Below are 19484 nucleotides of genomic sequence, written 5' to 3' on the forward strand. Positions count from 1 at the left end.
AAAAAGCCGTGGCTGGCGAACTGCTCGGTAACATGCCGGGCCAGCTGCTGGGCGTGGCCGCCGCCGGCGCGGGCATTGATGATGGCAACCACATCGGGGCGGTTGCTGGCGGGCAAGGTGGTCGGGGCGAAGCGTTCGGGGTTCTGGTTTTTTGTCATGCGCTGCGATTTGGACTTGCGTGAAAATCAGTTGGAGCGCGACGGCTGGCAATAGTGCCGTTGCCAGGTAAAAACCGCCGTGGTCCATAGCGCGAACCAGGCCGTGCCCAGCAATATCGCCCCCAGCACGTCCGACAGGAAGTGCGCTCCCAGGTACACCCGGCTCAGTGCGGTCAGGGCCACCAGCAGCGCCGCCAGTCCGATCACGCCGGCAGCGGCCGTACCCACGCGCCATCCCAGCCGTGCCGCCAGCGCCGCCATCATGGCTGGCTGGTTGACCAGGTAGGCCGCAGCGACCGCATAGAGCAGCGTGGCACCAATGGTGTGACCGCTAGGGAAACTGTAGCTGTGCAAGATCAGGATCGGGTCGGCAAATTGCGGTCGCAGCCGCGCGAACACGAATTTCAAGCCAAAATTGAACAGCATCCCGCCCGGCAGCACCAGCAGCATGTTGAGCGCCCAGGCGTAGCGTCGGCGGCGCAGCAGGTGCCACAGCAGCAAGGCACCCATGGCCAGCACGCCGATGGTGCCGTGCAGGTGGGTGTAACCCAGCACCAGTTCGGTCAGCGGCGAAAAGGCGTGGGCGTTGAACCAGTCGGCCAGGCCCTGGTCGGCGCGCGTGAGGGCGCCGCCGGTGTGTACTTCATAGGCGATCAGCGCAAACAGCGCGGCCAGGGCCAGCACCGCCAGGATGCCGGTAGTCAACGGCAGGCCCAGATGATGGTCGCGCGCCAGGCGTCGTTGCAGAAAACGGGAACGCACGGTGGAGGGTTCTTGCATGATGCAGCGTCGACCAGCGGTTCAGGCGCAGGGATCGTTGCCCAGTGCGATGGCACGCAGCGCCGGCAGGTCGAGCAGTTCGATGTCGCGATGGCTGACCTCGATCACGCCGGTCTTCTTGAGCGCGGACAACAAGCGGCTGACGCTCTCGACCGCCAGGCCGAGGTAGTTGCCGATCTCCTCGCGGGTCATGCGCAGCTGGAAGCGGGTCGACGAATAGCCACGGCTGAGATAGCGGCTCGACAGGTTGAGCAGGAAGGCGGCCATCTTCTGCTGCGCGCTCATGCTGCCCAGGGTCAGCATGACCCGCTGCTCGCGCGAGATCTCCAGGCTCATCATGCGATGGAACTGGCGCAGCAGGGTGGGCATCTCGCCGAACAGGTCTTCCAGGCGCGAGAACGGAATCTCGCATACTTCGCTGTCCTCCAGCGCCACCGCATCGCACAGATGATGGCCGGCGCCGATGGCATCCATGCCCAGCAATTCGCCGGCCATCTGGAAGCCGGTGATCTGTTCGCCACCGCTGGCATTGCGCTGGAAAGTCTTGAAGTGCCCCAGCCGGATCGCATACAGCATGTCGAAGCCGTCATTGAAGCGATACAGTGTCTCGTCGCGCTTGACCCGGCGGCGCCGGCTGATGACTTGCTCCAGGCGTTGCATGTCGCCCTGGTCCAGCCCCATCGGCAAGCACAGCTGGTGCATGCTGCAGGCCGAGCAACTGGCGCGCAGCGCCTGCAGGTTGACGGCCGGCGGCGGGCGGGAAGAGGCGATGGGCAAGGGGCTGGACATGGAGAGGGGTTTTTCCTTTTTCTGCCGTGATGCAATCAACGGTGCGCAAAATGTCTGATTTTGTTTCGTTTGTACCACAATTCGGCTGACATGGTGACCACCCAGGGGCCAGCAATGAAACTTTCATCTGTGACGCGCAGCTTACTTGACGAGTTTCAATATGTCGCGAAACAGCGGGTGGCGGCTATCGCGCAGCCACTCATAGGCCACCATTTCCACCGTTACCCCGATGGCCCCGGCTTGTCGCAGGCGTTCGAAGGCCGCGTCGCGGTCGAGCGCGCTGCGCGAACTGCAGCAGTCCAGCAGCACGAATACCTGGTAGCCGCGGGCAATCAGCGATAGCGCAGTCTGCAGCAGGCAGATATGTGCTTCGCAGCCACCGATGACGATCTGTTTCACGGCCCCCGGCAGCGCTGCCGGCAAGCCGTCGGCGCAAGCGTCGAAATGTGCCTTGGATAACGTCTTGTCGCACAGGCGGCGCACCTCCGGATGATTGGGGCCAAGCTTGTCGGGCATCTGTTCGGTGCCGATCACCGGCAAACCCAGCAGGCCGGCGATGGCGGCCATGCGCACGCTGTGCGCCAGCACCGCTTCATGTTGGTGGAGGGCCGGCAGCAGTTTCTGCTGCAGGTCGATCAGGACCAGGGCGGATTGGTTGGCGTGGATGAGCATGCGATGCCTTTCAAGGGTCAAGCCATGGGGACGGCCAGCGTTTCCATCTGCGCCAGCGTATCGAGCCACCATGACAGCGCTGGTCCGGCCCGATGGTCGGGCTTGTAGACGCATTGCACCGGCAGGTCCGAGCCTTGCGGCGGATGATGCGAGGTGGCGATGCTGACCAGGCGGCCGGCGGCCAGATCGTCGCGCACCACATGCAGCGGCATGTTGCCCCAGCCCATGCCGGCACGCAGCAACGCGTGCTTGGTGCCGAGGTCGCTCATGCGCCAGGTCAGCCGTGAATGTACCGAAAAATCCTGGCGTGCGGTCAACTCGCTGCGGTCGCTCAGCACCAGTTGAGTCTGCTGCGACAGCAGGCGGTCCGACACACGGCCCTGGACCTGGGCCAGCGCGTGCGTGGGCGCCACCACGGCCACGACCCGCACACTGGGCAGCATGATGCGCAGCAGGTTGGGCGGCGTGGTGGGCAAGGTGCCCAGGATGCCCAGCATGGCGCGCCCGTCGAGCACCCGCTCGGCGACCGCGCCGAGCGCTTCGATCTCGAGCCTGACCGTCACGGCGGGGAAGGCATCGCGAAAGCGCCGCAGCAGGTGCACCAGGCATTCGGTGGGGAAGAACACGTCCACTGCCAGCGCCACCTCCAGCTCTTGCCCGCGGGCATGGGAATTGGCCCTGACCTGCAGGGCATCGACATGGTCCAGCACCTGCCGGGCGTCGGCCAGCAACGCCAGGCCGGCGTCGGTAAGGCGCGGGCGATAGCCGCTGCGGTCGAACAAGGGCACGTCGAGCTGTCCTTCCAGCGTGGCAATGGCGTAGCTGACCGCCGATTGCGCCCGCGACAAGGCCTTGGCGGCGGCCAGGAAGCTGCCGCTGTCGGCAACCTGGGCAAATACGCGTAATTGGTCCAACGACAGCCGCTCGATATTCATGGAGGCAACACTATCTAATAATTAGATATGGATTATATAAAGATAATCTGTTTTTTGTCGGCCCGATCTTGCCTATCCTCTCGTCACTGGCTCCGGCGAACCACCACGGGCAGCCAGCAGAACATTGCAGTCACGCCGTACCCGAAGGAACATTCTTGCATTCAACCTGAAACGAAAGAGAACCTATCATGATCACCAACTTCAACGTCTACCGCATCGGCCGCATCCTGCTGGCATCGCTGTTCGTCATTTCGGGCATCTTCAAGATCATGGGCTTCGCCGGCACCGTGGCCTACTTCACCGGTCTCGGGCTGCCGGTGCCGACCCTGGCCGTGCTGGTCACCATCGCCGTCGAGGTCGGTGGCGGCCTGCTGCTGATGACCGGTCGCGGGGTCAAGCCGGTGGCGCTGGTCATTGCAGTCTTTACCGTCGGCGCCACCGTGTCGGCGCACCATTTCTGGAACCTCGAAGGTGCCGCCGCCCAGGCCCAGCTGACCCACTTCCTGAAGAATGTCTCGATCATCGGCGCCTTGCTGCTGGTGTCCTCGATCGACCAGGAAGCCGCGCCGGAACGTCGTTGAACCACGGCCGGGCAGGGCGCAAGCCCTGCCCGCCATGCCAGGAGAACACCATGAGCACTACCCGACATTTCACCCGCCAGGTCGAGCGCCTGGTCAAGGGCATCCCCACCCAGGACGGCGCTGGCGTGAGCCTGACCCGCGTGCTGACCAATGACTTGCAGCGCCGGCTGGACCCGTTCCTGATGCTCGACGCGTTTGACTCGGACGAGCCCAGCGATTACCTGGCCGGGTTTCCCGATCACCCGCATCGCGGCTTCGAGACCGTAACCTACATGCTGGCCGGGCGTATGCGTCATCGCGACAACGCCGGCAACGAAGGCTTGCTGGAGCCGGGCGGCATGCAGTGGATGACCGCCGGTCGCGGCCTGGTGCATTCGGAGTTGCCCGAACAGGAAGACGGCCTGATGAGCGGCTTCCAGCTGTGGGTCAACCTGGCCGCCAAGGACAAGATGATCGAGCCCGGCTACAGTGATATCCCCGCGGCCGGCATCCCGCAGGTGCAGCCGCAGCCGGGCGTGACGGTACGGGTACTGGCAGGGCAGGCGTTCGGGATCGTCGGCGCCATCGAGCGCGCTACCACCGAGCCGCTGTACCTGGACATTGCGCTGGCAGCCGGAACCACGCTGGCGCTGCCGATTCCGGCCAGCCACAACGCTTTCCTGTATGTCTATGAGGGCGGACTGGGAGTGGGGCCCGAGGGGGAGCCGCCGCGCGTCGTCGAGGCCGGTCGCATGGCCGTGTTGAGCAATGTGGCAGACGCCGCCGGGGTGACGGTCACGGCCACGGCGGCCAGCCGCTTCCTGCTGATCGCCGGTAAACCCCTGGGTGAGCCGATTGCGCAGTGGGGGCCGTTCGTGATGAACACCCGTGAACAGGTCGAGCAGGCCATCGACGATTTCCGCGCCGGCCGTCTGTGAACCGGGCCAGCCAATGACAAGCAAGCAGGGAGCAAGCATGAGCAGCATCGTCCACATGATTCATGGTCTTACGCGCGATATCGGTTTTCCGGTGCGCCGGCTGTTGCCATCGGCGGCAGCCCGTACCGTGGGACCCTTCGTTTTCTTCGATCACATGGGTCCGGTCGAATTCGACGCCGGCACCACCGAAGGCGACGTGCGTCCGCACCCGCATATCGGCCTGGCCACCGTGACCTATCTGTTTTCCGGCGCCATGATGCATCGCGACAGCCTGGGCGTGGTCCAGCGCATCACGCCGGGGGCAGTGAACTGGATGGCCGCCGGGCGTGGCATCGTGCATTCGGAACGGGTGCCTGACGACATCCGCCAGCAGAAGGTGCCGGTGCACGGGTTGCAGATGTGGGTGGCGCTGCCGGCGGCCGACGAGGACGGCGATGCTTGCTTTGCCCATTACGCCGCCGACGACATGCCCACGGCCGAGGTGGACGGCGCCCGGCTGCACGTGCTGATCGGCTCGGCCTTCGGCGTGAGTTCGCCGGTGCGTGCCGCCAGCCCCACCTTGTATGTGGCCGCCACGGCACCGGCCGGGGCAGCCCTGACGGTGCCGCCTGAAGTCAGCGAACGGGCGCTCTATGTGGTCAAGGGCGCATTGGTGGTGGACGGCCAGGCCGTCGAGGCCGGCACCCTGGCCATCCTGGCGTCCGGTACCAGCGTGAAGGTGACGGTCGGCAGCGACGCCGTGTTCATGTTGCTGGGTGGCGAACCATTGCCCGAGCCGCGCTTCGTGTGGTGGAACTTCGTGTCGACCTCCAAGCACAAGATCGAGGCCGCCAAGCTGGCCTGGACCGCGCGCGACAAGACGGTGTTCGGCGATATCCCCGGCGAAACCGAATGGATCCCGCTGCCGGCACGGTGAAGGGCAAGGCCGCTGGCCTGGCAGAAGACGGCGTGCCGCGGGTGGCACCGTCTTGATGGCAAAGATCGGCGCCGGCGACGACCTGCATGTCGCCGCGCCGTATCATCACAGCAGGCCGATGATGCGGCCGATCTCGGCGATGGCCGGACTATCGCGCAACACCTGGTTTTCGACGTTGTCGGCGGTCCGCTGTGCCGATTCCCGCAGCGATTGCCAGGCATCGCGCAAGCCGCCCGGTTCGGGCGTCGGATCGGTCAGGTGCTGCTTGAGGCGGGCGACGTCGTCGCGCAGCCGGCGCGCCTCGGGGCCGTCCGGTGGCAGCCGGTCCAGTTCGGCTTCGAACTCGGCGAGCTTGAGCAGCAGGTTCTGGCGATCTAGGGCCGTGGATGGCAGCGAAGTGTCGGTCATGGGGTCTCCTGGGTGGTGGAATCTGGTCTCATCATAGCCGCACCGCGGACGATTGCGCCTTGTGCTGGATCATCGTCATCGTGACAAGTGCATCAGCCATGGTGCACACCTTGCTTCGGTTCTTGTCGACTTGGGAAGTTCACCGGCGCAACCTGTTTGCTACACTGGCGGCTGTTGGCTCGTGGCAGTTCGCCGCGGGCACGGTACCCAGATCGATTCATGACCCCAGAACCCGCCGCCATTTCCGACACATCCCAGATCCAGTGGGAGGCAGATGGCGTGTTCCATACGCTGCGCTGGCATTCGGAAGCCGGCAATGCCGCGCCACGCAAGGTATGCCACGCCGACGACCAGATGGCAGCCGATACCGCCTACCGGCTCGCCTGCGAAGGCACGGCACTGCTGTGGCGCGGCGACTTCCAGAATGCCCGCATGTTGCTGCAGGCGCTGGCCAGGCGCGTGGACCGCGCCCGCGAACGCAGCCACACCAAGAAAGCCGCCGCCCCGGCCGCCGCCCAGCCTGGCCAGGCGTTCCACCAGCAGCGCCAGATGCAGGCGCAGCGCGCGCGCATCCTGGGCATGCTGATCATTCCCGTCGATCCCGGCTTCGTGGTGCCGCTGCGGCGCGCGCCGGATGTCGTCGCCGCTTGCCGTGAAGCCTACGGCGCCGCGCTCGAGCCACACGCTTTTGCCGTGTCGTTGCGTGAATTGCAGGGCCTGATCGGCGCCCATGAATGGCGGCGCAAGGGAGTCGAGGTTGGCGCCCTGGGCGGGCGTATCCATCCGCACTACGGGGTGTTCTCGCCGGTGCGAGGCGAATATGTCGACCTGGTGGCACAGGCGCCGCTGCCGTCTACCGAGTTGGCCTTCGATATCGGTGTGGGGACCGGCGTGTTGTCGGCCGTGCTGGCGCGCCGTGGCGTGCGGCGCGTGGTGGCCACCGACAACGATCCGCGCGCGCTGCACTGCGCCGCCGCCAACCTCAAGTCGCTGGGTCTGGCAAAGCAGGTCGAGCTGCAGCAGGCCGACCTGTTTCCTGCGGGACGCGCGCCGCTGATCGTGTGCAATCCGCCCTGGCTGCCGGCTCGCCCGGCGTCTCCGGTCGAGCACGCCGTCTACGATTTCGAACACCGCATGCTGTTGGGTTTCCTGGCCGGATTGCCGCAGCACCTGAGCGAAGATGGGCAGGCGTGGCTGATCATGTCCGACTTTGCCGAGCATCTTGGCTTGCGGGCCCCGGGCATGCTAGCCGATGCCATCACAGCGGCCGGCCTGGTGGTGCTCGGCCGCAGCGACATCCGGCCGCGCCATGGCAAGGCCAGCGACGCCAGCGACCCGCTGCATGCAGCGCGCAGCAAGGAAGTCACCAGCCTGTGGCGGCTCAGGGTCGCAGCCTGAACGGCCCGTCCATCATCACAACCGGAGACCAGCGTGCCCGCCCATTGGCTACCTTCCATCGCCCGCCACGCCATGCTGGCCGCGCTCATCGCGGTCGCAGCGCCAAGCCAGGCGCAAGGCGTCACTACGCGCGACCTCGGCGGCAACTACGGATCGCACCAGGCAAGGCCGGTGCCGGTACCCGTGCCTATCCCCGATGTGTCGGGACGTCCGGCAGCGCCGGCCGAACCGATCACGACCTCGGGCAACACCTGCGCCTGCCAGGTGGCCGAGGCCAGCGGCAGTGGCTGCATGATCGCGCTGCGCACCAACGCCGCCGACTGGATTGCCCGCAATGCGCCGCAGACGGCGTTGCGCTCGTCGGCCTCGGGCCGCTTCTACGATGCAAGCTTCGCGCTGGCCGCCAGCGCCTGTGCCGCGCGCAAGGTGGCGCCGGGCAGTGTCAAGGTGCATTGGCTGGACCGTCGCAATGCGATCCTTGAGTGGAAGTAGTCGCGGCTCAATGACCAAAATCTGGTAATTTTGCGGTGTCTCGACCGCAGTTCTGGCTCGATAATTCCTCCCGTTTTTGCAGTGTTGCGATTTGACCATCACGGGTGAGGAGAAATTATCTTGCGGCGATTTACCAACTCCATGGCGGCTGCCCTGGCGGCATGCCTGCTTCCGGTCCCGGGTGCCGCCGAGCGCGTGGCCACCGCGCGGCTCGAGGTCAAGGGCGCGATCATTCCGCCGGCCTGCAGCATCGTGCTCGAACAGGGCGGCATCATCGAATACGGCGGTATCTCGCTGCTGGCCGTACCCACCGACAAGCCGCTGCACCTGGCGCGCAAGACCTTTCCGATTACCTTGAACTGTTCCGACCCGGCCCACATGCTGCTGAAGGTGCGTGACGAGCGGCTGGGAACGGCGGCCAGCGGCATGCTCAGCCCGGCCGAAGAAACCTACCTGTTCGGGTTGGGCGAGGTGGCCGGCAAGAAGCTCGGTGGCTTCAAGCTGTCGTTGTTGCCCAACAGCTTCAAGGGCTACCGGGCCGCCTCTCGCGCGGCCGATGACCTGACCGTGCTCTATGCCTTTTCCGACAACGTCTGGAATGCGGTGGGCGGCGGGCATTTTCGCGGTAACGGCAGTACCAAGATGTCGTTCGCGCCGCGCGGCAGCACCACGCCGGGAGCCTATGTGACGGTATCTGGCGAGGCCGCCATCGAGACCTGGATCAACAAGCGTCCCGAGCTGCCGGGCGGGCAGCGGCTTGAACTGGCCGGCAGTGTGGTGCTGGAGCTGTATTACAACTGACGGCGGGGTGGGTTATTGCCCCAGCATCCGGTGCGCCGTGGCCGGTGAGCGAAACAGCCTCCCGGCCTCGTGCGCGGCGCCCTCGACCTGGAATTGCGGGTGCTGCAGCGGCACGTTCCAGCGCGCGGCCAGGAACTGTTCGTAGCGCACAAAATTGCGCTGCCGCTCGACCCGGGTCTGCCCCTGTAAAGCCGCGCCGCAGGCGCGATCGAGATAGCGATGGTTGGGATCGTCGTCGCGCGCACCGACCAGGTAGATGATGTCGCGCGCGGCGTAGCGCTGGAACAATCGGCGGCCGTCGAGTGCCTGCCGCTTCAGGTAGGCAGGGGGCTCGCCGATGCCATAGCGGTAATTGTCATAGCCGGGGCACTGATCGGTCGCAGGCTGGGCGAATCCATCGCCAACGGGCCGCATGGCATCGAAATACAGGTAGGACGACGGGCTGGAAATCACATACCGAACATGGATGCCGACCGCGCCCGTGAGGTCGTCGAGCCGGTTCATGACGGCGTAGCGCTGCATCAGCTGCGCACCGGCCGAATGGCCGACCAGCACGATCTGCCGCAGTTGCGGAAAGCGCTGGCGGTCGGCCAGGTAGCGCACGATGTCGTCGAGCGCGTCGAACGAACTCAGGCCCGCTATCCCGTTCTCGGACGGTTCGCCCTGCATCCAGGTACCACCACCCCATAGCGGCATCGCATCGGACGCGCCACGGTCGTTCCGGGTCATGAAGTTGGGCGCCAGCAACAGGGTGTCGGCCGGCATGTCCGCCGCCTTCAGCAATGCCTGCCCGATCGTGAAATAGTCATCGGCGTTGCGCTTGACCCCATGCAGCAGGACCACTGCCGCGCGGCTCGGGTTGGGCACTGCTTGCAGCGCCTGGTTGGCATAGACCGCGAATTGGTAAGGCGCGTTTTGGCCGAGGCTGATGATCTGTCGCGCCTGGCCGTCATTGGCGGCACGCGCGTTCGGCGCTATCGCCACCGATGCCAGGGATGCGAGCAACAGCATTGCCCCGGCGGCAACGACCCGCCATCGAGCGGACTGCGGCGGGTGGGCGTGGGGCGGGGGGAAGTGCTTGTGCAATGGCGGCATGATCGGGTTTTCCGGGTGGTCAGCGGGCAGCATACAGTATCGCCAGGACTGGTGCGATGCCACTGCGTTGCTTGCCAACGTGCCGCCTTGACGCGGTCCGGCAATCCGGTGTGAGTTTGTTCAAAACCACTGCTAACGGCAGCGCAATTCTAGCTTTTTTCGAATGTTGCCCGATGTGCCATCCATCGATAATTCACCTCCGACCATTGATCAGACCGCCGCCGTGTCGCAGGAGGCGCATTCATTGACCTACCGGAGGGTATCATCTTGCATGCATCGTATATTGCAGCCTCGGGCTTGTGCGCGCTGGTTCTTCCTGGCGTACTGGCCATGCTGGCCGGGTCGGCCGGGTCGGCAGCAGCGGCTGCACCCACTGCCGCAAGGGCGGGCGCCAGCGCGCGCATCCAGGTCACCGGCAGCGTGATCCCGGGGGCGTGCACGGTGCAACTGGCCAGCAATGGCACGGTCGACTACGGCCGCATTCCCCGGACCGATATCACCGACGACGAGCCGTTCCGGCTGGCCGTGCGCAACATTCAATTCACCGTCGGCTGCAAGGGGCCGATGACCATCAAGGTGAGTGCCCGCGACGAAAACCCGGGTACCGCCGTATTGGGCCTGGTTCCGGGGGAAGACCACTTTGCCTTCGGCCTGGGTCGCGTCAATGACACCAATATCGGTCAATTCCGCATCCAGGCCTTGCCGGGGACGTTCTTCGGGCAGGATGCCAGCGGCCATACCGCTGCAGTCGATATCCTCCACGCCAGTGCCAGCGACAGCGCCAACGCTCGGCAGCCAAGCTGGGTCCGCACCGAGCGTCCCTATTTCTGGTCCAGCGGCGAACGCCGCCAGTCGTTTGCCGAGCCGGGCACACTGGTCCCCGGTTCCTATCGCAGCGTGACCGGCGCGTTCCAGATCGAAACCTATATCACCTTTCGCAGCCAGCTCCCGGACGGCAATATCCCGCTGGCAGGCTTGGCCACCATCGAGATCGTCTACAAGTAGACCCCGCGACCTGCCGACGCCGCGCGCGCCACAAGAAGCGCGTTGGCCAGGCTGCGTGCATCGCGGCACGAATCGCTCATCACTCATCCAGGAGGAATCTATCGTGAAAGCCCACCGTCCATCACACCAACGCCGTCCCTCCGGCCCACATCGTAACCGCGCCTGCGCGATGCCTGCGCGTCGGCCGTTGTGCGCGCTGTGGCGCCGGATCGCGCTGACGGTATGCATCGGCGCATGGTGTCCGACCATCAATGCCGTCGAGCATGTCACCAGTGCCAGGCTGGCGGTCATCGGCGAAATCGTGCCGGGCGCCTGCGCGATCGACCTGGCCGACGGGGGCACGGCCAATTATGGCGTGATTCCGCTGTCGAGCATTCCAGTCGACAAGCCATTGCATCTGGAAGAAAAGCAGATTCCGTTTACCATCCGCTGCGACGACCCGATGACGATTCATCTGTCTGCGCGCGATATGAAGCCGCATACGGCGGTACGCAGCCTGCTGCCAGGCCTGGAGCTCTATGGGTTCGGCCTGGGTAGCGTCGGCGATGTCAATATCGGGGTCTACAAGTTGCGGGTCTTTTCGGAAAACCTCAGCGCCCAGGACGCCCAACGCAAGGTGGTGCCGGTAGACCTGATCTTCAAATTCTTCAACCTCGACAAATGGGGAAAGTTCGATTCGGGGGCGTTCTGGTCGGACGGTACCTCTCGGCTCTCGTTCGGCACCCCCGGCAACGGCAATCGCAACAAACGCACGCCCGGGATCTATCGGCTGATTTCCGGGGTGTTCGGCGTGCAGCCCGTCATCAACCAGCGGGGTGACCTGCCTGTGGGGCGGGTACCGCTGGACGGCCTGGCCAGCATCGACATCTATTACCAGTGACAAGTTGGGCCCGGTCGAGGGCCTTTGGCGTCTGCTGCCTGCCAGCCTGGGGCTGGCAAAAGCGAGCGCCGGGCATGAGGCGCGTCCTGCGCCGCAGTGGCGCCGTGGGCCTGCCGCATTGCGATCGATTGCGATGTTGCAGGCCCGTTGCACATGAGCCGGTCAGGCGGGCTCAGTATTGGGCGTTGTGATTGAGCTCTTCATGGACCCAGCGATCCGGCTCGTCTGGAACAGCGGGCGTGAAAAGCTGGCGCAGCCATTCGACAAAACCCGCTCTGCCGCCGCTGATCTGTTGCATGGTATTGCGTTGGATGGGTTGCATGTGGTTCTCCAGTTGGGGGCAACGATGAATCGGCCGGGCCAGCTTATCGTGGCGGCGGCGTTTGTGGTGGCGACGGTTGCGGGCAATTCGCTTCACGCACCAGCATGCCGGTGCCCAGGCCCAGTCCGAACGCCAGTGCCAGCAGTGGCACCATGGCGATCGGCAGCATGCCGCCGTCGATGTGCTGCAGTTCGTCGTGATCTACTTTGCGCATGCGTTTTCCTTTCGAGAGAAATCGGAATGGGTCACAGCGGCCACAGCTCGCGCGCCGTCACGCTGTCGGCAAAGACGCGCGGGTCGTCACGGGGCCGGGACGATGGCATCGGCATGTCGATCTCCGACTTCGCCAGCGCCGGGAAAGGGCAAAGGCAGGTAGCGCCGCCGATCTGTTTTCGTTCCGAGGGGGAGAGGACTTGCATGATGACTCCTTTGAATGGACTGGTCCTAGAGATGCGGACGGGGAAGATCACCGACCGGTCGGCGATCTGCTGCTGCCGCCGAACGAAGCAAGCAACGCTCGGGAGCGAAGCGATCATAGGGGACCCACGCGCCCGTTCTAAAGTACACGGCGCGCGCCAATTGCAAATTCGAAGCTCTTCGGACCCTGTCCATGGCTGCCGCTGGCGCGCCAGGCGGTGCCACGCGGCCAGCCGGTCGGGGAGCGGTCGTGCGTTCACCGGCAGCCTGCGCAGGCCGAGCCTGGCGCCCGTGACTACGGTCGTACGCCGCTGGCTTGGCCTTCCACCAAGACTGCCAGGGCTTCGCCGAGGGATTCGGGACGTCCCTCGAACAGCCGTTGCAATGGGCGCGGATCTGCCAGATGGCGATACAGCGCGGCCCGTGCATCGAAGTCGCAAGCCATCCGGACGGCCGCCGCGATGTACTCTTCGAGGGTGGCGGCGATGGTCCATCCGGGCAGGCCGACGCGCCTGAACAAGCCCTCGTCGATGTGCTCGAATACCTCGGGCCCGGTCTTGCACACCCCCGGCAGGCCCACGGTAAAGGCATCGATGATGCCGTTGGTGTTACCAAAGGGCAGTGGCGACAGGAACATATCGCACTGGTTGAACAGGTCCAGGTATTGCTGGTAGGGCCGGTGCGGATAGACCGCCGCGTGCGGCACATAGCGCTGGACCAGCCGCTGCACCTGAGGCGTCAGCAACCCCTGCGACTGGCCGACCAGGAAGTGAAAGCGCACTTGCCGTGGCGCCATTGCCGCTCCCGGCTGGGCTGCCATCTCGGCGATCTTCTGGCAGGCCAGCAGGAAGCGCGGATTGAACTTCATCGTGGTGGCGGCAATGGCGATGTCGACCTGCACCCGGTCGCGGCGCGCCAGGCGATCCACCGGCGCCACCTGCGCCGCCGCCGCCGATGGCCGATAAGGCTGGCCATCGGCCGGCAGGCGCAGCAGTCTTTCGCTGAAGCAGGCCGGGTCGCCCACGAAATCGTCCTCCACGCTGATGTAGTCGATGTGGCGCGAATGGGTGGTGGCCGGGTGTCCCAGGGCGGCCACCTGCAACGGTGCGAGCCGCAGGTTGGCGGCGAACATGGTGATCGGGAACATGCCCACGCTGGGCATGTACAGGACCGCAGGGCGTAACCGCGCGGCGTGCTCGCGCAACTCGCGCAGGCAGCCCAGCAGGTCGCCGGGGCGGGTCAAGGCGATGAACTGGTCGAATACCGCGCGCCCCAGCTGGTCGACGTTGGCCGCCAGGCCCAGCGCCACCAGCCTGAAGTGGCGCCGTGCACCTTCCAGCGTGCGCGAATGGGTGCGATAGATCGAGTGGCCGCCCGAGAACCATTCGAGCAGCACCAGCATGACCGGCTTGTCGCCCCCGGTCACGGCACTGCCACCATCCGGCACCAGGTCGTCGATGCCGGCTTCGCGCAACTTGCGTTCGATCAGGGTATTGATGGCGGCCTTGATACGGTGCCGCTGGGGCAGGTCGGCGTAGCTGCAATGCATGTAGACGTCGTGCAGCACCGCCACCGGCAGGGTATCGAGCTTGTCGATCTCGGTGAGACGGTCGGGCAGCCAGGCCAGCAGCGCCTCGCGCTTGGAGTGCGCGGCCTGCGAGCCCAGCAGGCGCGGTGACAGCAGGGCCATGAACAATGCCGCCGCCAGCGGCCGATTCTGTTGCCACAGCAACTCGACGTCCAGCGGCAGTTCCGATTCAGGGGAGTACAGCAGGCAGAACTTGACCAGGTCGGGCGGGCGCAGCGCGAACCCGGCGGCGTCGGGTCCGCCCAGGTTCAGCGAACGCAGGATATGATCGCAATTGACGAAATGGCTGGCGCCGAACAACGCCGACAGCCAGCGCTGGAAGTTGATCAACTGGCCGAAGCCATCGGGGCTGAGTTGAAACTCAGGGTCCGAGAACAGTGCCGAGATGGCCGAGGTAAGCCGGGTCAGCAGATGCGCGTCGTGTTCGCTGGCGGGTACCGCGGCCGATACCGACAGCGAAAAGTTGCGGTCCAGCTTGCCGTAGTTGCGGTCGATCAGCACCAGCAGGCGCACCAGTTCGCGGGCGGCAGGTTCGCGTTGCCGGCAATAGCAAAGGAACTCGAATCTTTCCAGCGAGAAAATATCGTCGGCGGCAGCGGTGGTGGGAGCGGTCATGAAGTCGGGCGCGGGGCGTGGTCAGCGGGCAATCCGCATTGTGCCGTTCAAGCGCACTCGCCGCCAGTGGCGATTGCACCGACGCCGCAACGACGCGAGAACGGCCGGTGCGAGGGCCGGTCCAACACGACACGCATTAGCAGGAGCACCCATGGCGCCACCTCGTTTCATCCATTCGCTGGGCGGCGTGCAGCATGGCTTCGCCGACCTCAGGGACCTGCTGGCCAAGGCCAGCCCCGCGCGTTCGGGAGACCTGCTGGCCGGGATCGCCGCCGACAGCGCCCGCCAGCGCGCCGCAGCGCAGATGGCGCTGGCCGATATACCGCTCAAGCTGTTCCTGCAAGAGTTGCTGGTGCCGTATGAGACCGATGAGGTCAGCCGGCTGATCGTCGACCATCACGATGGCACCGCGTTCGCCCCGATCGCCCACCTCACCGTCGGTGACTTTCGCAACTGGCTCTTGGCCGACGATACCGACAGCACCGTGCTGGCGGCGGTGGCCGCGGGCATCACGCCCGAGATGGCCGCCGCGGTGTCGAAGATCATGCGCAACCAGGACCTGATCCTGGTGGCCCGCAAGTGCCGCGTCGTGACCGCCTTTCGCAACACCATCGGCCTGCAGGGGCGCTTGTCGACCCGCCTGCAGCCCAACCACCCCACCGACGACGCCAGCGGCATTGCCGCGGCCATGCTCGACGGCCTGCTCTATGGCAGCGGCGACGCCGTCATCGGCATCAATCCCGCCACCGACAACGTGCCGCAGGTCATCAGGCTGGTCGAGATGATGGCCGAGCTCATTACGCGCTACCAGATACCGACCCAGTCCTGCGTGCTGACCCACGTCACCAATACGATTGCCGCCATCGAGCGCGGTGCCCCGGTCGACCTGGTGTTCCAGTCGATTGCCGGCACCGAGGCCGCCAACCGCAGCTTCGGCATCGACCTGGCGCTGCTGGCACAGGCCAGGGCTGCCGCGTCTTCGCTGGGGCGCGGCACCGTGGGCCAACACGTGATGTACTTCGAGACCGGGCAGGGCAGCGCCTTGTCGGCCAACGCCCATCACGGCATCGACCAGCAGACCTGCGAGGCGCGGGCCTACGCGGTGGCGCGCCACTTCGAGCCCTTGCTGGTCAACACCGTGGTCGGTTTCATCGGTCCCGAATACCTGTACGACGGCAAGCAGATCATCCGCGCCGGACTGGAAGACCATTTCTGCGGCAAGCTGCTGGGCCTGCCGATGGGTTGTGACGTCTGCTACACCAATCACGCCGAGGCCGACCAGGACGACATGGATGCGCTGCTCACGCTGCTGGGCGTGGCCGGTTGTACCTTCGTCATGGGCGTGCCCGGTTCGGACGACATCATGCTCAATTACCAGAGCACGTCGTTCCATGACGCCTTGTATGTGCGTCGCGTGCTGGGTACGCGGCCGGCGCCCGAGTTCGAGGCCTGGCTGCACCGGATGCAGATCTTCAACGGCGAGCAGCAGTTTCGCCTGCATGACGACATGCCGCCCGGCTTTCGTCACGCCTTGGCCCGGCTCGGCTAAGCCATGCGCCGGCGCCCTGATGTGGTTACCGCCAATGCCTGGGAGGCCTTGCGCCGCGTCACCCCGGCGCGCATCGCGCTGGGCCGCGCCGGGGTCAGCCTGCCGACCGAGGCGCAGCTGGCGTTCCAGCTGGCGCACGCGCAGGCGCGCGACGCGGTGCACCAGGCACTGGACGTGGCGGACCTGGCGACCAGGCTGCAGCCCTTGGTGCCGGGCGCGCAGCAGGTCATCCAGGTGCACAGCGCCGCCGCCGACCGCCTCACCTACCTGCAACGGCCGGACCTGGGGCGGCAGCTGTCGGATGCATCACGGGCGGCGCTGGCGGCAGGGGCGAACGACGAGCGCCGGGTCGACATTGCCTTGGTCATTGGCGACGGCTTGTCGGCACTGGCCGTAGACCGGCATGCGGCGCCGTTCCTGGCCGAGCTGATGGCGCGCATCGCCTCCGAGAACTGGAGCATGGCACCGCTGGTCATTGCCAGCCAGGCGCGGGTGGCGATTGCCGATGAGATCGGGGAGTTGCTGGGGGCGCGGCTGGTGGTGATCCTGATCGGCGAGCGTCCCGGGCTGAGCTCGCCAGACAGCATGGGGCTGTACCTGACCTGGATGCCTCGGCGCGGCTTGACCGATGCCAGCCGCAATTGCATCTCCAATGTGCGCCCGCAGGGACTGGCCTATGCCGACGCCGCCTACCGGCTGCATTACCTGATGGCGCAGGCGCGCCTGCGCGGCCTGTCGGGCGTGGCCCTGAAGGACGAGAGCACCGGCCAGGCAAAGGCAGAGCTGGCGCCGGCCGGCAATTTCCTGACGGGCCCTGACCCCGAAGACGCGCGCTGAGCGCCGAGCCGCCGCCAGCGCAGGCACCTCGAAAAAAAATAGCCGCGAGAACATCGCGGCTATTTTCATTGCCCGGTCAAGGCGGCGATTACAACGCTTCCAGCGCCTTGTTGAAGGTTTCGCTAGGACGCATCACCGCGAAGGTCTTGGCACGGTCCGGCAGGTAGTAACCACCGATGTCGACCTGCTTTCCCTGCACGCCGTTGAGCTCGGCCACGATCTTGGCTTCGTTCTCGGCCAGCGACTTGGCCAGCGGCGCAAACTGCTTGGCCAGTTCGGCGTCGTCCTTCTGGGCCGCCAGTTCCTGGGCCCAGTACAGGGCCAGGTAGAAGTGGCTGCCGCGGTTGTCGAGTTCACCGGTCTTGGCCGAAGGCGACTTGTTGTTGTCGAGCAGCTTGCCGGTAGCGGCATCGAGCGTCTTGGCCAGGATCTTGGCGCGGCCGTTGCCGGTCTTGATGCCGACGTCCTCGATCGACACCGCCAGTGCCAGGAACTCGCCCAGCGAGTCCCAGCGCAGGTGGTTTTCGCCGACCAGCTGTTGCACATGCTTCGGTGCCGAGCCGCCGGCGCCGGTTTCGAACATGCCGCCGCCGGCCATCAGCGGGACGATCGACAGCATCTTGGCCGAGGTGCCCAGTTCCATGATCGGGAACAGGTCGGTCAGGTAGTCACGCAGGATATTGCCGGTCACCGAGATGGTGTCCTGGCCGCGGATGACGCGCTCCAGCGTGTAGCGCATGGCGCGTACCTGCGACATGATCTGGATGTCCAGGCCGTTGGTGTCGTGGTCCTTGAGGTAGTTGCGCACCTTCTTGATTAGTTCGGCCTCGTGCGGACGGTACGGGTCGAGCCAGAACACGGCCGGCATGCCCGACAGGCGCGCGCGGGTCACGGCCAGCTTGACCCAGTCGCGCACTGCCGGATCCTTGACCTGGCACATGCGCCAGATATCGCCGGCTTCGACATTCTGCTCCAGCAGAACCTTGCCGTCGGCGGTGACGATGCGCGCCACGCCGGCCTGGGCGATTTCGAAGGTCTTGTCGTGCGAGCCGTATTCCTCGGCCTTCTGTGCCATCAGGCCGACGTTGGGCACGGTGCCCATGGTGGTCGGGTCGAACGCGCCGTTGGTCTTGCAGAAGTTGATGATTTCCTGGTAGATGCGGGCGAAGGTCGACTCCGGTAGCAGGGCCTTGGTGTCTTCGGTCTTGCCTTCGGCGTTCCACATCTTGCCGCCGGCACGGATCATGGCCGGCATCGAGGCGTCGACGATGACATCGTTGGGGGCGTGCAGGTTGGTGATGCCCTTGGCCGAATCGACCATGGCCAGGCGCGGGCGGCGTGCTTCGTCGGCCTTCAGGTCGGCCAGCACTTCATCCTTCTGGGCTTGCGGCAGGGTGTTGATCTTTTCGTACACGCCCGACATGCCATTGTTCGGATTGACGCCGAGGTCGGCAAACAGCTTGGCATGCTTTTCGAAGGTGTTCTTGTAGTAGGTACGCACGGCGTGCCCGAACACGATCGGGTGCGAGACCTTCATCATGGTGGCCTTGACGTGGACCGACAGCAGCAGGTTCGAATCGAACGCGTCCTGCATCTGCTCTTCGTAGTACTGGCACAGCGCCTGCTTGCTCATGAACATGCTGTCGATGATCTCGCCGGCCTGCAGCGCGACCTTCTTCTTGAGCACGATGGTCTCGCCGGACTTTGTCACCAGGTCCATGTTGACTTCGACCGGTTGCTCGATGGTCAGGCTCTTTTCGCCGGCATAGAAGTCGCCGCCGCGCATGTGTGCCACGTGGGTGCGCGAAGCCATGCTCCATTTCGACATCGAGTGCGGGTGCTTGCGGGCATAGTTCTTGACCGCATTGGGCGCACGGCGGTCGGAGTTGCCTTCGCGCAGCACCGGGTTGACGGCGCTGCCCGAGATCTTGTTATAGCGCTTCTGCAGCGCCTTTTCTTCGTCGGTGGCTGGCTGTTCGGGATAGTCCGGCAGCTTGTAGCCGCGCGACTGCAGTTCGCGGATGGCGGCCTGCAACTGCAGCACCGAAGCGCTGATGTTGGGCAGCTTGATGATGTTGGCGTCGGGGCTCTGGGTCAGTGCGCCCAGCGCGGCCAGGTTGTCGGGGACTTTCTGCTCATCGGTCAGCAACTCGGAGAATTCGGCCAGGATACGCGCTGCCACCGAAATGTCGCTCTCGACGACGTCGATGCCGGCTGGCGCGGTGAATTTCTTGACGATGGGCAGGAGCGAATGGGTCGCCAGATATGGCGCCTCATCGGTCAGCGTATAGATGATGGTCGGGTTACCTGTAGTCACGATGATGTCCTT

At 65.3% G+C, this 19484-nt stretch carries 21 protein-coding genes; 10 read left to right on the top strand and 11 right to left on the bottom strand.

The window, feature by feature from the left end; translation table 11 throughout:
- Window positions 1-185: 185 nt before the first annotated feature.
- From PMI40_RS06000 to PMI40_RS06015, 4 genes are all read right to left on the bottom strand, one after another.
- Window positions 186-938, bottom strand: a complete 753-nt coding sequence (locus PMI40_RS06000; protein ID WP_008113185.1) for a phosphatase PAP2 family protein — start codon at window positions 936-938, stop codon at window positions 186-188.
- Between the two features lie 21 nt (window positions 939-959).
- A complete protein-coding gene (fnr, locus tag PMI40_RS06005; RefSeq protein ID WP_008113186.1) occupies window positions 960-1727 on the bottom strand; it encodes a fumarate/nitrate reduction transcriptional regulator Fnr in 768 nt (255 codons plus the stop codon).
- 141 nt (window positions 1728-1868) lie between these two features.
- Complete coding sequence (locus PMI40_RS06010; protein WP_008113187.1) at window positions 1869-2399, bottom strand: isochorismatase family protein; 531 nt, start codon at window positions 2397-2399, stop codon at window positions 1869-1871.
- A 17-nt stretch (window positions 2400-2416) separates the two neighbouring features.
- Window positions 2417-3334 (bottom strand): LysR family transcriptional regulator, encoded by a 918-nt coding sequence (locus PMI40_RS06015; RefSeq protein WP_008113188.1) that lies wholly within the window; start codon window positions 3332-3334, stop codon window positions 2417-2419.
- A gap of 188 nt (window positions 3335-3522) precedes the next feature.
- On the opposite strand from PMI40_RS06015, the gene PMI40_RS06020 reads away from it, so the two are divergent.
- Genes PMI40_RS06020 through PMI40_RS06030 form a run of 3 tightly spaced genes read left to right on the top strand, consistent with a single transcriptional unit; the run spans window position 3523 to window position 5748 of the window.
- Window positions 3523-3915, top strand: a complete 393-nt coding sequence (locus tag PMI40_RS06020; protein WP_008113189.1) for a DoxX family protein — start codon at window positions 3523-3525, stop codon at window positions 3913-3915.
- Between the two features lie 50 nt (window positions 3916-3965).
- Entirely contained in the window at window positions 3966-4832 is an 867-nt protein-coding gene (locus PMI40_RS06025; RefSeq protein WP_008113190.1) for a pirin family protein, read from the top strand.
- Between the two features lie 37 nt (window positions 4833-4869).
- Window positions 4870-5748, top strand: coding sequence for a pirin family protein (locus PMI40_RS06030; RefSeq protein WP_008113192.1), 879 nt, complete (start codon window positions 4870-4872; stop codon window positions 5746-5748).
- A gap of 105 nt (window positions 5749-5853) precedes the next feature.
- Here PMI40_RS06030 and PMI40_RS06035 read toward each other — a convergent pair whose 3' ends face one another.
- Window positions 5854-6156 (bottom strand): hypothetical protein, encoded by a 303-nt coding sequence (locus PMI40_RS06035; protein ID WP_008113194.1) that lies wholly within the window; start codon window positions 6154-6156, stop codon window positions 5854-5856.
- A 219-nt stretch (window positions 6157-6375) separates the two neighbouring features.
- Here PMI40_RS06035 and PMI40_RS06040 point away from each other — a divergent pair, with 219 nt between their 5' ends.
- From PMI40_RS06040 to PMI40_RS06050, 3 genes are all read left to right on the top strand, one after another.
- Window positions 6376-7554, top strand: a complete 1179-nt coding sequence (locus PMI40_RS06040; protein ID WP_008113195.1) for a class I SAM-dependent methyltransferase — start codon at window positions 6376-6378, stop codon at window positions 7552-7554.
- A gap of 72 nt (window positions 7555-7626) precedes the next feature.
- On the top strand, window positions 7627-8046 hold the full coding sequence (locus PMI40_RS06045) for a hypothetical protein (RefSeq protein WP_008113196.1): 420 nt from the start codon (window positions 7627-7629) through the stop codon (window positions 8044-8046).
- Window positions 8047-8166: 120 nt separating this feature from the next.
- Window positions 8167-8847, top strand: coding sequence for a DUF1120 domain-containing protein (locus PMI40_RS06050; RefSeq protein WP_008113197.1), 681 nt, complete (start codon window positions 8167-8169; stop codon window positions 8845-8847).
- Window positions 8848-8859: 12 nt separating this feature from the next.
- Here PMI40_RS06050 and PMI40_RS06055 read toward each other — a convergent pair whose 3' ends face one another.
- Window positions 8860-9975, bottom strand: coding sequence for an alpha/beta fold hydrolase (locus PMI40_RS06055; protein ID WP_238540900.1), 1116 nt, complete (start codon window positions 9973-9975; stop codon window positions 8860-8862).
- A 234-nt stretch (window positions 9976-10209) separates the two neighbouring features.
- Between PMI40_RS06055 and PMI40_RS06060 the strand changes: the two genes are divergently transcribed.
- On the top strand, window positions 10210-10947 hold the full coding sequence (locus PMI40_RS06060; RefSeq protein WP_157221454.1) for a DUF1120 domain-containing protein: 738 nt from the start codon (window positions 10210-10212) through the stop codon (window positions 10945-10947).
- Between the two features lie 169 nt (window positions 10948-11116).
- Complete coding sequence (locus tag PMI40_RS06065) at window positions 11117-11827, top strand: DUF1120 domain-containing protein (RefSeq protein ID WP_008113201.1); 711 nt, start codon at window positions 11117-11119, stop codon at window positions 11825-11827.
- A gap of 172 nt (window positions 11828-11999) precedes the next feature.
- Here PMI40_RS06065 and PMI40_RS23720 read toward each other — a convergent pair whose 3' ends face one another.
- From PMI40_RS23720 to PMI40_RS06075, 4 genes are all read right to left on the bottom strand, one after another.
- Window positions 12000-12149: a hypothetical protein gene (locus PMI40_RS23720; RefSeq protein ID WP_008113202.1), complete on the bottom strand. Its 150-nt coding sequence runs from the start codon at window positions 12147-12149 to the stop codon at window positions 12000-12002.
- Window positions 12150-12192: 43 nt separating this feature from the next.
- Window positions 12193-12363: a hypothetical protein gene (locus PMI40_RS23725; protein ID WP_008113203.1), complete on the bottom strand. Its 171-nt coding sequence runs from the start codon at window positions 12361-12363 to the stop codon at window positions 12193-12195.
- 31 nt (window positions 12364-12394) lie between these two features.
- The gene (locus tag PMI40_RS23730; protein WP_008113204.1) at window positions 12395-12568 is read right to left on the bottom strand and encodes a hypothetical protein; all 174 of its coding nucleotides are present in this window, start codon (window positions 12566-12568) and stop codon (window positions 12395-12397) included.
- Between the two features lie 293 nt (window positions 12569-12861).
- A complete protein-coding gene (locus tag PMI40_RS06075) occupies window positions 12862-14769 on the bottom strand; it encodes a hypothetical protein (protein WP_008113206.1) in 1908 nt (635 codons plus the stop codon).
- Between the two features lie 151 nt (window positions 14770-14920).
- On the opposite strand from PMI40_RS06075, the gene PMI40_RS06080 reads away from it, so the two are divergent.
- Window positions 14921-16318: an ethanolamine ammonia-lyase subunit EutB gene (locus tag PMI40_RS06080; protein WP_008113208.1), complete on the top strand. Its 1398-nt coding sequence runs from the start codon at window positions 14921-14923 to the stop codon at window positions 16316-16318.
- Window positions 16319-16321: 3 nt separating this feature from the next.
- On the top strand, window positions 16322-17155 hold the full coding sequence (eutC, locus tag PMI40_RS06085; RefSeq protein WP_008113210.1) for an ethanolamine ammonia-lyase subunit EutC: 834 nt from the start codon (window positions 16322-16324) through the stop codon (window positions 17153-17155).
- Between the two features lie 88 nt (window positions 17156-17243).
- Here eutC and PMI40_RS06090 read toward each other — a convergent pair whose 3' ends face one another.
- Entirely contained in the window at window positions 17244-19472 is a 2229-nt protein-coding gene (locus tag PMI40_RS06090) for an NADP-dependent isocitrate dehydrogenase (protein ID WP_008113212.1), read from the bottom strand.
- Window positions 19473-19484 lie beyond the last annotated feature (12 nt).

It is taken from the genome of Herbaspirillum sp. YR522 (assembly GCF_000282575.1).
GTDB lineage: Bacteria > Pseudomonadota > Gammaproteobacteria > Burkholderiales > Burkholderiaceae_D > Herbaspirillum.